This window comes from Nocardioides sp. J9 (assembly GCF_007829375.1).
In the GTDB taxonomy this organism is placed as follows: Bacteria; Actinomycetota; Actinomycetes; order Propionibacteriales; family Nocardioidaceae; genus Nocardioides.
The window spans coordinates 1-13,084 of the sequence record NZ_VLJQ01000110.1 but is presented as its reverse complement, the minus strand read 5'-3'; the positions used below and the strand labels follow the sequence as shown (position 1 = coordinate 13,084).

The 13,084-nt window shown below is 73.0% G+C and carries 13 protein-coding genes and 1 pseudogene; 9 read left to right on the top strand and 5 right to left on the bottom strand.

Annotated elements, in window-relative coordinates; genetic code table 11:
* The first annotated feature begins 23 nt into the window (after positions 1-23).
* Positions 24-1,082, top strand: a complete 1,059-nt coding sequence (locus tag L615_RS18730; RefSeq protein ID WP_145726096.1) for an oxygenase MpaB family protein — start codon at positions 24-26, stop codon at positions 1,080-1,082.
* A gap of 6 nt (positions 1,083-1,088) precedes the next feature.
* Here the strand turns inward: L615_RS18730 and L615_RS18725 are convergent, their stop codons facing one another.
* The 3 genes and pseudogenes from L615_RS18725 to L615_RS18715 form a co-directional block, all read right to left on the bottom strand.
* Positions 1,089-1,349 (bottom strand): hypothetical protein, encoded by a 261-nt coding sequence (locus L615_RS18725; protein ID WP_222430625.1) that lies wholly within the window; start codon positions 1,347-1,349, stop codon positions 1,089-1,091.
* Position 1,350: 1 nt separating this feature from the next.
* Positions 1,351-1,929, bottom strand: a pseudogene (locus L615_RS24430) (response regulator); the annotation flags it as partial.
* Positions 1,926-2,825 (bottom strand): sensor histidine kinase, encoded by a 900-nt coding sequence (locus L615_RS18715; RefSeq protein WP_261376762.1) that lies wholly within the window; start codon positions 2,823-2,825, stop codon positions 1,926-1,928. The pseudogene L615_RS24430 and the gene L615_RS18715, both read right to left, overlap by 4 nt.
* Positions 2,826-2,905: 80 nt before the next feature.
* Here L615_RS18715 and L615_RS18710 point away from each other — a divergent pair, with 80 nt between their 5' ends.
* The 3 genes from L615_RS18710 (at position 2,906) to L615_RS18700 (ending at position 4,608) form a co-directional block, all read left to right on the top strand.
* Positions 2,906-3,883, top strand: coding sequence for an SMP-30/gluconolactonase/LRE family protein (locus L615_RS18710; protein ID WP_145726094.1), 978 nt, complete (start codon positions 2,906-2,908; stop codon positions 3,881-3,883).
* Positions 3,884-3,960: 77 nt separating this feature from the next.
* Entirely contained in the window at positions 3,961-4,257 is a 297-nt protein-coding gene (locus L615_RS18705) for a DUF1905 domain-containing protein (protein WP_028656426.1), read from the top strand.
* 30 nt (positions 4,258-4,287) lie between these two features.
* Positions 4,288-4,608, top strand: a complete 321-nt coding sequence (locus L615_RS18700) for a 4a-hydroxytetrahydrobiopterin dehydratase (protein ID WP_145726093.1) — start codon at positions 4,288-4,290, stop codon at positions 4,606-4,608.
* Positions 4,609-4,632: 24 nt separating this feature from the next.
* Here L615_RS18700 and L615_RS18695 read toward each other — a convergent pair whose 3' ends face one another.
* Positions 4,633-5,271, bottom strand: a complete 639-nt coding sequence (locus L615_RS18695; RefSeq protein ID WP_145726092.1) for a hypothetical protein — start codon at positions 5,269-5,271, stop codon at positions 4,633-4,635.
* 192 nt (positions 5,272-5,463) lie between these two features.
* Here L615_RS18695 and L615_RS18690 point away from each other — a divergent pair, with 192 nt between their 5' ends.
* Positions 5,464-6,090: a hypothetical protein gene (locus L615_RS18690; protein WP_028656424.1), complete on the top strand. Its 627-nt coding sequence runs from the start codon at positions 5,464-5,466 to the stop codon at positions 6,088-6,090.
* Between the two features lie 371 nt (positions 6,091-6,461).
* Positions 6,462-8,087, top strand: coding sequence for a hypothetical protein (locus L615_RS23510; protein WP_186449930.1), 1,626 nt, complete (start codon positions 6,462-6,464; stop codon positions 8,085-8,087).
* Positions 8,088-8,197: 110 nt separating this feature from the next.
* Here L615_RS23510 and L615_RS18680 read toward each other — a convergent pair whose 3' ends face one another.
* Positions 8,198-9,013 (bottom strand): sigma-70 family RNA polymerase sigma factor, encoded by an 816-nt coding sequence (locus tag L615_RS18680; RefSeq protein WP_186449929.1) that lies wholly within the window; start codon positions 9,011-9,013, stop codon positions 8,198-8,200.
* Positions 9,014-9,392: 379 nt separating this feature from the next.
* On the opposite strand from L615_RS18680, the gene L615_RS18675 reads away from it, so the two are divergent.
* The 3 genes from L615_RS18675 (at position 9,393) to L615_RS18665 (ending at position 13,030) form a co-directional block, all read left to right on the top strand.
* Complete coding sequence (locus L615_RS18675; protein ID WP_145726089.1) at positions 9,393-11,324, top strand: choice-of-anchor E domain-containing protein; 1,932 nt, start codon at positions 9,393-9,395, stop codon at positions 11,322-11,324.
* A 29-nt stretch (positions 11,325-11,353) separates the two neighbouring features.
* On the top strand, positions 11,354-12,184 hold the full coding sequence (locus L615_RS18670; protein WP_186449928.1) for a choice-of-anchor E domain-containing protein: 831 nt from the start codon (positions 11,354-11,356) through the stop codon (positions 12,182-12,184).
* A 192-nt stretch (positions 12,185-12,376) separates the two neighbouring features.
* Complete coding sequence (locus L615_RS18665) at positions 12,377-13,030, top strand: TetR/AcrR family transcriptional regulator (RefSeq protein WP_145726087.1); 654 nt, start codon at positions 12,377-12,379, stop codon at positions 13,028-13,030.
* Positions 13,031-13,084: the final 54 nt, after the last annotated feature.

Here is a 13,084-nt window from a genome sequence, read left to right as displayed (position 1 = left end):
CACATGTGTAGCAATATGTCGGCATGCTGAAGCGCACGCGTTCCGAGGTCGAGCCCGCCGCCGACCACGGGTTCTTCGGACCCGACTCCGTGGCCTGGCGGGTCTGGGGCTACCCGACGTCGCTGACGGTCGGGTTCAGCCGGGCGGTGGTGGTCGAGGAGCTCGACCCGAACCTGGTCGCTTCGGTGGACCGCACCCAGGACATCTACCGGCGGCCGCGGACCCGGTACGACCGGACCATCCGCTACTTCGCCCTCGTCGCCTTCGGCGACAGCCGCACCACGCTGCAGGCCGCCGACGTGCTGGTGAAGGTGCACAGCAAGGCGATCGGCGTCGAGCCCTACGGCGGCGGGCGGTACGACGCCAACGACCCCGACTCGCAGCTGTGGATCCTCGTCACCGGCTGGCACTCGGTGCTCAAGGCGTACGAGATGTACGGCCCCGGCAAGCTGTCCGAGGCCGAGGAGGCGCAGTACTGGGCCGAGTGCGCGGTCGCGGCCGAGATGCAGACCTGCGACCCGGCCGACGTGCCGCGCTCGCGCGCTGAGCTGCACGCCTACTACGAACGGATGCGCCCGGTGATGTCCGGCTCACCGATCGCACGGCGCGCGATGCGCCACCTGATGGACGTCGACCAGCTCGTCGACGCGCCCCTCGTGCTGCGCCCCGCGCAGTGGGTGGTCGGCAGGTTCTTCCGCGCCGGCGTCATCGCGACCCTGCCGCACTGGATGCGCGAGATGGGCGACGTCCGGCAGCCCCGGGTGATGGACCTGGCCGCACGGCCCGTCCTGCGCGCCACCTTCGCTGCCGTGTCGACCAGCAAGCGCCTGCAGCTGCGCGTGCTCGGGATGCTCTCGCCGAGCACGGTGCCGGTGGTGGCCCCGGTCCTCCTGGGCGTGCCCCCGGTCTCCCCGGAGGTGCTCACGCCCGCCGAGGCGCGGGAGCGCCACGGCTTCGAGCGCCCGGCGGAGGCGCACCTCGCGTGGCGCCGCCAGCAGCACGAACGGGTCTTCGGCCGGGGGCAGGCGCCGAGCGACGCCGGGCTCGTCGAGTCGGAGGAGATCCTCGGCCGGCTGGGCTGAGCCGGCTCAGCCGGGCTGGCCCCGGTGGTAGCGCACGTGCAGCGCGCGCACCTGCTCGGCGAGCTCGTCGACCGGGCCGTCGACGGGGATCCCGGGGGCGACCTCGGTGACCTGCAGCGGCGTGACCGGGCCGGGCGGCACGCCCAGCTCGTCGAGCCAGCCGAGCAGCTGGGGCGTGGAGGTGGCGTACACGATCCGGCCGAGGCCGGCCCAGGCGTGCGCCGCCGAGCACATCGCGCAGTGCTCGCCCGAGGTGTAGACCGTCATCGCGGGTGTCGACCCCGAGCTTGGTGTAGACGTGCGACAGGTGGGACTTCACCGTCGCCTCGGAGACGAAGAGCTCGCGGGCCATCTCCTTGTTGCCCAGGCCGCGGGCGAGCAGCTCGAGCACCTCGACCTCGCGCTCGGTGATCGTGGTGGCCCCGGGGGTGGTGCGGCGCACCAGGGTCGCGGCGACCGACGGCGCGAGCACCGTCTCGCCGCGTGCGGTGGCGCGGATGCCCGCGAAGAGCTCATCGGGCGGGGCGTCCTTGAGCAGGTAGCCGCGGGCCCCGGCCTCCAGTGCGCGCAGGATGTCGGACTCGGTGTCGTAGGTCGTGAGGACCAGCACCTCCGGAGGCCGGTCCAGCGCCCGCAGCGCCGCGGTCACCGCCGCACCGCCCGGCTGGCCGTCACCCAGGCTGAGGTCCATCAGCGCGACGTCCGGCTGCTCCGCGGCGACCACGGAGACCGCCGCGTCCAGCCCGTCGGCCTCACCGACCACGACCAGGTCGGCCTGCCCGTCGACGAGCGCCCGCAGCCCTGCGCGCACGACCGGGTGGTCGTCGACCAGCACGATCCGGATCATCGGTCCCCTCCGCTCCCGCCAGCCACGGGGAAGGCGACGGAGACCGTCGTCCCCTCCCCGGGCGCGCTCTCGACCTCGGTCCGTCCGCCCAGCGCACCGGCCCGCTCGCGGATGCCGGCCAGCCCGCGCCCGCGGGTCGCCGACGGGCGCACCGCCGCGGGGTCGAAGCCGCGGCCGTCGTCGCGTACGTCGAGGACCACCTCGTCGTGCTGGTAGGTCAGCGTCACCGCCACCCGACCGGCCCGGGCGTGCTCGCGGACGTTCGCCAGGGCGCCGCGCGCCGTGCGCACCAGTGCCGCGGCGACCTCCGCCGGCACCGGCACCGGCTCGCCGTGCACGCGCACCGCGACGTCGAGACCGCACGTCGAGCCCAGGGCGGACTCCTCGGCCGCCCGGTGCAGGGCGTCGGCCAGCGCTGCGCCGCCGGCGTCGTCGGCCAGCTCCGCCGGGGCGAGGTCGCGCACCACGCGGCGCACCTCCTCGAGCCCGCCGCGGGCGGTCGCTGCCGCGGTCCGGACGTGCTCCCGCGCGGTCGCGGGCTGCTCCTCCCACGCCTGCTCGGCGGCCTGCAGCAGCAGGTTGATGCTGGAGAGGCCCTGCCCGACCGAGTCGTGGATCTCCCGCGACAGGCGGGTCCGCTCGGCCAGCGCGCCGGTGCGGTGCTGCTCCTCGGCGAGCTGCCCGGCCACGGCCTGACGGGCGCGGGACTCGAGGTCGAGCGCGCGGTAGGCCAGCACGGTCACCAGGCCGACGCCGACCGGACCGGCGACCTGCACCGGGTCGACGCCGTCGGTGATCCGCTGCCAGGCCGCTGTCAGGAGGGCGGTCATCGCGACGACGCAGCCCACCGCCCACGCGAACGGCAGCACCTGCAGCACGGCGAAGGCGACCGGCACCGCGCACCACGCGAAGGACGGCGCGACCGCGGTCAGCGCACCCCACGTCCGGGCGGCCCGCCGCGCCGCAGGCTGGAGCCATGAAGCGAACCCACGTCCTCCCGACCCTCCTGCTCACCCTCGCGACCGCCGCCACCGGCACCCTCGCCGGTACGACGACCGCCGCTGCCGACGCCGGCGGCCGCCCGGCGTCGTACCTGCTCCAGGGCGACGCCGACAGCCCGGTCGGCTCGAAGTTCGAGGGCATCGGCGCCGACGAGCGGCGCGGTGTCTTCTACGTCAGCGAGGTGACCGGCGGGGAGATCCACCGCGGCACCGCGCAGTCGGCCACGACCGAGGAGTGGCTGGCCGGTGACGGCACCGACGGCCGGTTCACCGCCCGCGGCATCACCGTCGACGACGCCGGCAACGTCTACGTCGCGGGCGGCCCCAACGGCATCGGCACCGGTCGGCCCGACCTCTGGGTCTACGACCGCCACGGCGAGCTGCTCGCCGCGCTGTGCGTTCCCGGCACCACCGACGCCTTCCTCAACGACGTGACGATCGGCCCCGACGGCGCGGCGTACTTCACCAACTCCAACGACCCCCAGCTCTTCCGCGTCGCGCGCGGGGCGCACGGCTGGGAGGTGACGCTGTGGGCCGACGCGAGCGGCACCATCACCCGCGAGGAGGGCTTCAACCTCGGCGGCATCGTGCTCACCGCCGACCGCTCGGCCTTCGTGGTCGCGCAGGGCAGCGCCGGCCGGATGTGGCGCTTCGACGTCCGCACCGCCGCGGTCCGCGAGCTCGCGACCGGCACCGACCTCGTCAACGCCGACGGGCTCGTGCGGCAGGGCAACCGGCTCACCGTCGTGCGCAACTTCAGCAAGGCGGTCGCCACCCTGCGGGTCTCCGCCGACGGCCGCAGCCTGGTCGCCCTCGACCAGCAGGCCACCGCCGCCGACCGCGTGCTGACGACCGCGGCCACGCTGCGCGGACGCGTGCTGTACGTCGACAGCAAGTTCGACGAGGCCGTCGCGTCCGGCCCCTACGAGGTCGTCACGGACCCGACGCGATGAAGCCCCTGGGCCTCCCCACGCTCGCCCTGCTCCTCGAACCCGTTGCCGCGCGGCCCGCGACGGGCTAGGACTGCAGGGTGGACATCTCCTTCACCGGCACCGTCGTGGAGTGGCGCGGCCCGGCGCCGTACTGGTTCCTCTCCGTGCCCGAGGACGAGAGCGAGGACATCAAGGACGCCGCCCGCGGCATCGAGTACTGGGGCCAGGTCCCCGTCGTCGTGACCATCGCCGGCCACGAGTTCACCACGGCGCTCTTCCCGAAGGACGGTCGCTACCTGGTGCCGCTGAAGGTGACCGCCCGCCGCGACGCCGGCCTCGACCCGCTCGAGGAGGGCCGGCAGGTCGACGCCTCGCTGCGGGTCGGCCGCCGGTGACGGCGGAGATCCAGGGGTACGGTCGGGAGCATGGCACGCAGCTACCAGACCGTGACCGCTGAGGAGTTCACCGCCGCAGAGGGTCTCGCGGAGTGGCGCGTCGAGGGAGCCCAGGCGACCGTGCGCTTCCGGACCGGGAGCTTCGCGACCGGGCTGGCGCTGGTCAACGAGATCGGGCGGCTGGCCGAGGAGGCCAACCACCACCCCGACGTGACCCTGCGCTACCCCGAGGTCGAGGTGTGGCTCGGGACCCACGACACCGGGACGGTCACCGACGCGGACGTCGCCCTGGCGCAGCGGATCGCTGCCGCCGCGCGGGCGATGGACGTGCCCGTCGCCGTCGAGGGGTGAGGGACCGCCGGCGGGACCCGGGGGTCAGACGAGGCTGCGGTCGTCCAGCTGGGGCGCGGCCTCGCGCAGCTGGCCGCGCCGCCACAGGTGATGGATGACCAGCGCGGCGGTGAGCGACCCGAGGACGCCGAGGCTGAGGTCGCTGAGCGTGTCCTCGTAGGCGAAGGCACGCTCGGCGTGGCCGCTGATGAACGCGTAGTACTCCGCGACCTCCCAGGCGATGGCAGCCGTCGCACCGACGGCGAGCGCCCGCTCGATGACGCGGTAGCGCGGCGCGCTGCGGTGCAGGGTGAGCAGCACGACGGCCGCCGCGATCAGCCCGGTGTTCGCGAAGTGCATGAGGTCGTCGAACCACACGATCGAGTCGTAGAGGTCCATCCGGTTGCCGAGGACGTCGGTGAAGCAGGTCAGCGTGACGAGCAGGTCGGCCAGCCACGGGAAGGACGCCCGGTCCTTCCACGCCAGCAGCCAGATCAGCGGGATCGTGAACGACAGCAGCGGGTACCCGATCGCCCGCGCCTCGGCGGCCTTGTTGCGCAGGTTGCTGCCCTCGGGGTCGACCACCGCGGCCAGCAGCAGCACCACCAGCAGACCCTTCGCCATGCAGTCCGCAGTCCTGACCAGGGTCGGCGTCGGGTAGCGCACGGCCACGGCCTCGGTCATCCGGGGGCTCCTGTCGTCGGCGAGCGGCCCATCCTGCCACGAGGGCACCGCCCGGACAGAGCCGGGGAAGGCCGGTACGACGGGCGCGGCGCCTGCCACCCCGGCGCCTTCCTGTCAGGCAGGATGTACGAGAATCGCCAGTCCTGGCGCGGCTTTGCTGCCCGCAGGACCGACAACGAGCAAGGGGGAGCCGTGGTCGACACCCGGGTGGAGGTGGCAGCCGGCCCCGCGTCGTACCAGCGCTTCGGGGTGCAGTGGGTGCGGCGCGTGCTGCACAAGGAGCGCATCCTGCGCACCGTGGACGCCGTCCTCGGCGACCAGATCTCGCTCGGGCCGATCGGTGCCGGCCCCGGCCGGGCGTTCGCGAGCGTCAGCTTCACCGGCACCTTCGGGCCGACCACCGGCGAGGAGGTCCCCGCCGAGCTGCTCACCTACGCGCTGAACCTGCCGATCAGCGTCGTCTTCCAGCTCGACCTGCCGCTCGACCAGCTCCACTTCGCCGCCGACGTGCAGGTGCCGCTGGTGCTCGTCGTGCACACCGAGGACCCGCTGCGGCTGCGCCTGGAGCTGCGGACCCCGACCGAGGACCAGATCGGCCTCGAGCTGCGCACCGACACCCGGCGCGGCGCGATCCTGCGCCGGATGACCGGGCTCGACTCCGAGCTGCGCCGGTTCGTGCTCAAGGTCATCGACACCGAGCTGGCCAAGCCCTACGTGCAGCGCGCCACCCACCTCGACATGGAGGAGCTCATCGACCACGCCTGGCCGGTGCTCACCGAGCAGTTCCTGCCGCGCGGCCCCGAGGACCGGCTGGCCTGAGCGAGACGCAGACCGGCGGCCGCGCGGGTGTGTGATGCATCCGACAACCATCGGATGTGAGGACGTCGTGCTCGGTAAAGATCGCCGAATTCGGCCTTGACGGCCGGGTAAAGGCCCCTAGTCTCCGACGCGGGGCCGGCTGCGCGTGGGGCGTGGTCGGTGGGAGGGAGTGCTGGACTGGGTCGCGCCCGATCGGCGAGGCCCTGGTTCGACGCTCCCTCTGTCGGTTTTCGGCCGAACCCGTCACCGGAAGCTCCCGAGGCCGTGCTGCAGCACGGCCGACACCACGACATGGGGACAACAACATGATGAAGTCACCGCGGCCTGTCGGCCGCACCCTCCGCCGCGCGCCCGCGCGGCGCGGCCTGGGGATGCGTGTCGCACTCACGCTCCCGGCCGCCCTCCTGGCCGTCACGGCCCTGACCGCGCCCGGCCACGCCGACGACGCCGACACCAGCGGTGACTCCGCGTCGGCGGAGGTGGACACCCCGGCGCCCGAGCCCGAGGCCGCGCCGGAGCCGAAGGCCGCCCCCGAGCCGGAGCCGGCCCCGGAGCCCGACCCGGCTCCCGAGCCGGACCCGGCCCCTGCACCGCAGCCCGACCCGGCTCCGGCCGCGCAGGATGCCGAGCCCGACCCCGCCCCCGAGGCCGACGCCCCGCCGGCCGGCGAGGTTGCCGAGCAGGGCGCGCGGCAGGTCGCGGCCGCCGCGGTCCAGGACGACGTCAACGAGAAGAAGGTCGTCGTCTGCAAGTACGTCTCGACGCCGGGCGGTGTGCTCGACCACATCGTGATCGTCAGCATCAACACGCTGACGGGCTGGGACGGCGTGACGCTTCCCTGGCAGTTCCCGGACGCCCACGACTCCCTGGCCCTCCGCTTCGCCAACGTGGGGGAGCAGGCGCGCGACGTGCCGGTCAGCGAGTGCCCGACCGACGCCGAGGGCGAGCCCGACCCGGAGCCCGACCCGGACCCGGAGCCGGAGCCCGACCCGGACCCGGAGCCGGAGCCCGAGGTGAACGAGAAGAAGGTCGTCGTCTGCAAGTACGTCTCGACGCCGGGCGGTGTGCTCGACCACATCGTGATCGTCAGCATCAACACGCTCAAGGACTGGGACGGCGTCACCTTCCCGTACCAGTTCCCGGACGCCCAGGACTCCGTCGCGATCCGCTTCGCCCTCGACGGCGAGCAGGCGAAGGACGTGCCCGTGTCCGAGTGCCCGTCGGAGACGGAGCCTGACCCCGACCCGGTGGAGATCCCGCTGCCGGAGCCCACGGTCGAGGACCCGTGCGGTCCCGAGAACGCGGCGTACCTTCCGCTGGAAGCTCCCGAGCACGTGAGCGTCACCCCGGGTGACGACGGCAGCATCACCGTGACGACCGACGCGGGCTACGTCTTCCCGGGCGGGGAGACGTCCTTCACCTTCGACGCACCGGAGGACTCGAACGAGCCGTGCGCGCCGGAGGAGGTCGGCGCCCTGGTGGCCTGCGTCTACCCGACCGGCCAGCCTGCTGACCAGCCGATCGAACCGGTCGACGAGCCGACTGACGGGCCGATCGACGGGCCGAGCATCGACCTCATGCGCGCTGCTGCCGCGCCGGCCGGCGTGATCACCATCATCGACGAGACGGTCGCTGCCCTCTACGGCTTCGTCGGCAACCTGCCGTTCAGCTACGTCTCCGAGGACGGCGAGACGGTCCTGCTGGCCGTGCTCGAGGAGGGCCAGTCCACCGCGGACTTCAGCCCGCTGGAGATGTGCGGCGAGGTGGCCGGCTACTGCGTGGACCGGGACGACCCCGACGCGGTCGACGCCGAGGGCAAGCCTTGCGTCGAGGTTGACGAGGAGACCGACGACGACGGTGGCGAGACCGGCGGGGTCGTCGACGCGGCCGGCCTGCCGAACACCGGCGGTCCCGCCGGCGTCCTGCTCCCGCTCGGGGTCCTCATGGTCCTCGTGGGTGCCGGGCTGGTCGTGGTGAGGCGTCCCCACTCCGCCTGACCATGGTCGGGCGTCCCTCGGCCGTGCAGACGGGAGCACCGAGGGACGCCTGACGCCCCGGACCAGGCCGTGAGGCCGACGCCGGGTGCTCGCCCCGCCGCAGCAAAGCGCTACTGCGACGGGGCGAGCGTCGTCCGGGCCCCGCGCTTGGGACTGAACCGGATGAACTGGAAGCGGGCGTTCACCCGCTCGAGCTCCCCCAGCAGCGGCATGCAGGTCGAGCAGCCGGCGAGGTGGTCGTCGGCCCGGCGGCGCAGCGCCGCGGGGAGCGACCCGCGCACGTACCGGCTCAGGTGGGGACGCAGCCAGGCGCACTCACCGGTGGCGGAGCGGACCGGCCGGGCCAGCTGGTCGAGGTACGACCGGCGCAACCCCTCCCGCGCCCGGTAGGCCAGCGACGACGCGGCCGCCGGCGAGATCCCGAGCTCGACCGCCACCTCCGGCAGGCTCTTGCCCTCGATGTCGAGCAGCGCCAGGACCTGCTGCCACGCCTCGGGCAACCGGGCCAGCGCGGCCATCGCCCGGTCGTCGGGCGGGTCCCCGCGGGCGGGGTCCCCGTCGTCCGTGCGCCCCCCGGCACCCTCCTGGCCCTGCTCGGCGACGACGTCGAGAAGCCACGGCAGGTCGGACACCGGGCTCTCCCGCCCGGCGCGGCGCTGCAGGTCCCGGTGGCGGTTGCGGATCGCGGTGAACAGGTAGCCGTGGAAGTTCGTCTCCGGGCCACCGCCCTCGTGGAAGCGGGCCACCACCCGCGCGAACGCGTCGGAGAGCAGGTCCTCCGCCAGCTCGGGGCCGGCCAGGAGCTGCGCCATCCGCAGCGCGGCGGGCCGGTGCGCCTCGTAGAGCGTGCCGATGGCGGCGCGGTCGCCAGCCCGCGCGCGGGCGAGGAGCTCGACCTCGTCCGGGTGTGGAGCTGTTGGTGTCATCTCGAGACCACCTCGACCTTCGCTTGGTCGGCAACGTAGGTCGGCGCTGCGCCGCGGCACAGGGGAAACCGACGAAGATGCCCAACTCAGGGTAAATCTCTCGATCGACACGCTGGTTCGAACCATCGGAAGCGATGGGCGCGTCATAACGGCGGCAGCCGAACGTCTTGATCTCGAAGGGCCTTCGGGCCCGGTCGCCCTTCGATGCTCCCGTCAGGGCGGCGAGACCTGAATAACAGGAGTGCCTCCAGTGGGAAAACGAGGTACGGCGCGTAGGCGAATTGGGGTCGCCTTCGCTGTCGGGGCCGCCACGATCGCCTTGCCGATCGTGGCCGCGGCCCCGGCGCATGCCGCAGAAACCATCAAGAGTCAGGGTTCGGTGACCGTCGAGTCGTTCCCGAGCCTCAAGCAGATCGAGCTGGACCAGTTCGACGACAACGGCGGTCTGTACGAGCTCACCGAGGTCACCGTCACCGGGACCGTCGAGGGCGAGCTCACCGGATCCGTCCTCAACCTGAGCGAGGGCCAGAACAAGACGCTCAACGGCGAGATCGCCGCGAGCATCGTGGTCAACGGCCTCGGGGTCACCGACCTGTCCGCCGTCGGGACGAACTCGACGACGTGGAACCTGGCGCCCGGGGAGTCCCAGCCGCTCGGCCTCGCGGGCAGCGACTCCAGCCAGGAGACCATCACCGACCCGGCCGTGCTCCCGCAGTTCATCGGGAACGGCAAGCTCACCTACGAGGTGTTCAGCGAGGTCGACGTCCAGATCGACGGCCCGGCGCCGTACGAGACCACCGGCGTGGCCGGCGGCGAGGCGACCGTCGAGATCGAGTACACCTACACGGACGTCTGTGCCGAGGACCCGGAGGACCCGGTCTGCGTCGAGGAGCCTCCGTGCGAGACCGCGCAGCTCGACATCGCGCCGGTCGCCGACGGTGACTACGCGATGCCCGGGGGCGGACAGTTCACCATCCTCAACCTCGCCGAGGGTCCGGACGGCTGGACCTTCGACTGGGCGGTCGTCCAGGGCTCGGTCGAGTCCATCACCGTACAGGCGGGCGACCCGGTCGGGTCGATCATCACCAGCGTGATGGCCGGCGTGACGTCCGGCAGCGGCCTGCACGCCCCCGCCGACGACGAGACCGGTCTGTGGCTCGAGCCCGCCACGGTCATCGTCTGCGGCGCGAGCGACGAGGTCCCGCCCGACGAGTGCGAGTCCATCACGGACAAGATCGACCCGGTCACCGAGGGCGACCACGCCCTCGAGGGCGGCGGCACCTTCACGATCACGAAGATCTACGACGACGGCGACGGTGAGCTCTTCGACTGGGAGTCGAACGTCCCGATCTTCTGGATCAGCGTCAAGGGTGGACCCCAGGCGCTCACGCCGGAGCTCTACGACTACCGGCCCATGGGGTCGATCGGCCCGGACACCGGCCTGCACGCGCCGTACAACGCCAACAGCGACAAGTGGTACGGGCTGAGCCACCTCAGCCTCTGCGCCGGCGAGTACGACGAGTGCGAGGAGGACCCGTACGGCGCGGGTTGCGACGACCCGTGCGACGAGTACCCGCACGGATCGGGCTGTGGTGAGCCGGACCCCTGCGAGGAGGACCCGTACGGCTGCGAGCCGACCTGCGAGACGGACCCGTCGCTGTGCGAGCCGACCTGCGAGACCGACCCGTCGCTGTGCGAGCCGGAGCCCGAGGAGTGCGTGACCACCTTCAAGATCGACAAGAACGGTGAGCAGCTGCTCGCCGGGAGCCCGTGGCAGCTGCCCGGGGGCGGCGAGTTCTCGGTGACCAAGCTCTACGACAACGGTGGCCAGGTGTTCGACTGGGAGTCGACCGTGCCGGTCGCCTGGATCGCGGTGAAGGGCGGGCCTGACAAGGACGGGCACAAGAACGTCTACGACCCGCCGGCCACCGAGGGCACCGGGGCGCACGCGCCGGACAACGGCGGCAAGTGGTACGGCGTCAGCCACATCACGCTCTGCTACTTCCCCGACGGCTCCGAGCCGGACGAGTCCGACAAGTCGGACAAGAAGAAGAAGGAGAAGGCTGAGGAGGGCACGGGCGACAAGGAGAAGGGCGACCAGGGCAAGGACGCCGAGGAGCCCGCCTCCAGCGAGGCGAAGGAGACCCCGCCGGTCAAGGTCGACGAGTCCCCCGCGCCGAAGCAGGAGGAGGAGCCCGAGCCGGAGCCCGAGCCGGAGCCCGAGCCGGAACAGCCGAAGGCGGACGAGCCGCCTCCGGCCGCCGATCCCCCGGCACCGACCGAGTCCGCGTCCACGCCGGCGAGCGAGTGAGGGTGGTGACCACGATGCGAGGAGCAACGATGAGGAACCGCGCGATCCGCCTGGCGGCAGCGGGCACGATGTCGGTGGCTGCGGTGGTGTGGGCCGGGGTGCCGGCCCACGCCGCGGAGACCGAGACCCAGACGATCACCTTCGACCTCGGTGACCTCGACGAGTCGGGGAGCGGCGCGATCGAGCAGTTCGATCCCGCGCTCGGCACCCTGACCTCGGTCGAGCTCGAGGCCAACGTGACGATGGACTTCTCGGTCTGCATCACCAACCTCAGCCAGGAGGCCGCGTCGGTGAACACCGGCGAGGTCTCGGGGACGGCGGACCTGACCTTCGCCGGTGACCTCGTGGCCAGCACGGCGGGGGCGATGACCGTCCCCGGCGAGGACATGCCGGCCAACACCGGCATCGACGGCTGCGCGGACTGGCTCGACGCTGGTGCGGACCCGGGGAGCGCCCCGGCCGGCGACAACAGCACGCTGACGGTGGGCTCGGACACCGACACATGGTCGGCGTCGATCACGGAGGCGGCCGACCTGGCGCCGTACGTCGGGACGGGGACGGTGTCCTTCGACTACACCGCCGCCTCGGCGTCGGACCTGGCGCAGCCGTCCGAGTGGACGCTCGTCTTCCTGGCGTCCGGCGAGGGTGAGGTCACGGTGACCTACACCTACGAGCCGGGCGAGGTCGGCGGCATCTGCGAGGAGAACTCCAACGACCCGGAGTGTGACGAAGGGGGCGGCGGCGAGACCGCCGGCCTCCCGGACACCGGTGGACCGCTCGGCTGGCTGATGCCGCTCGGTGCGGGTCTCGTCCTGGCCGGCGCGGTCCTGGTCATGGTGAGGCGTCCCCACTCCGCCTGACCATGGTCGGGTGCCCCTCGCCTTGTGTGTTCGACGGGAGCACGAGGGGCACCTGACAACCCCGTCGGAGGGCCCGTGAGGCCGGACGTCGGGGGTCCGCCCCGCCGCAGGCAAGCGCTACTGCGGCGGGGCGGACGCATGCCCGGGGCGTCCTCGCCGCCCATCTGTCAACGGCTGTGCCACGATGGCGGCATGAGTGACCGCGCCCGACGGTACGGCGGCCAGGCTGCCGCCGAGCGGGTCGCCGAGCGCCGCGCCCGGCTGCTCGAGGCAGGGCTCGCGGTGATGGGGGAGCGCGGCCTCGCCGGCACCACCGTCCGCGGCGTCGCCGAGGCGTCCGGCCTCGCGGCGCGGTACTTCTACGAGAGCTTCGAGGGCGTCGAGGCGCTCCAGCTCGCGGTCTTCGACCAGGTCGCCACCGAGGCCGCCGACCGGGCACTGGACGCGCTCGCCGGTGCACAGGACGACTCCGAGGCCCGGGTGCGTGCCGTCCTCGGGGAGATGGTCGACCTCTTCCTCGACGACCCGCGCAAGGGCCGGGTCGCGCTCATCGACTCCGTCGCCTCTCCCGTGCTCGGCCCCCGGGTCCTGCACGAGAGCAGCCGCTTCGCCGCCATGCTCGCCGCCACCGCGTCCGGCGGGGACCCCGCTGCCGCGGCCGACGACCTGCCGGTCCGCCTGCGCCTGGTCGCGCAGTTCCTCATCGGCGGCGTGGCCCACGCCGTCGGCGCGGTGCTGCGCGGCGACATCACCGCCGACCGCGACGAGGTCGTCGAGGTGCTGGTCGCTCAGTTCCTCGCCTCGACGGCGGCGCTGGCGGCAGATGGCGCAACGCCTGGTGGTTGAGGTGCGGGGAGTCAGCGACGCGCCGTTCCCGCCCGGTGGTTGAGGCGCGAGGAG

Excerpts from the sequence above, each read along its gene's own strand:
- L615_RS18730 (WP_145726096.1), top strand. The coding sequence starts at position 24 with ATGCTGAAGCGCACGCGTTCCGAGGTCGAGCCCGCCGCCGACCACGGG.
- L615_RS18725 (WP_222430625.1), bottom strand. The coding sequence starts at position 1,349 with ATGACGGTCTACACCTCGGGCGAGCACTGCGCGATGTGCTCGGCGGCG.
- L615_RS18710 (WP_145726094.1), top strand. The coding sequence starts at position 2,906 with ATGAAGCGAACCCACGTCCTCCCGACCCTCCTGCTCACCCTCGCGACC.
- L615_RS18700 (WP_145726093.1), top strand. The coding sequence starts at position 4,288 with ATGGCACGCAGCTACCAGACCGTGACCGCTGAGGAGTTCACCGCCGCA.
- L615_RS18695 (WP_145726092.1), bottom strand. The coding sequence starts at position 5,271 with ATGACCGAGGCCGTGGCCGTGCGCTACCCGACGCCGACCCTGGTCAGG.
- L615_RS23510 (WP_186449930.1), top strand. The coding sequence starts at position 6,462 with ATGCGTGTCGCACTCACGCTCCCGGCCGCCCTCCTGGCCGTCACGGCC.
- L615_RS18680 (WP_186449929.1), bottom strand. The coding sequence starts at position 9,013 with ATGACACCAACAGCTCCACACCCGGACGAGGTCGAGCTCCTCGCCCGC.
- L615_RS18670 (WP_186449928.1), top strand. The coding sequence starts at position 11,354 with ATGAGGAACCGCGCGATCCGCCTGGCGGCAGCGGGCACGATGTCGGTG.
- L615_RS18665 (WP_145726087.1), top strand. The coding sequence starts at position 12,377 with ATGAGTGACCGCGCCCGACGGTACGGCGGCCAGGCTGCCGCCGAGCGG.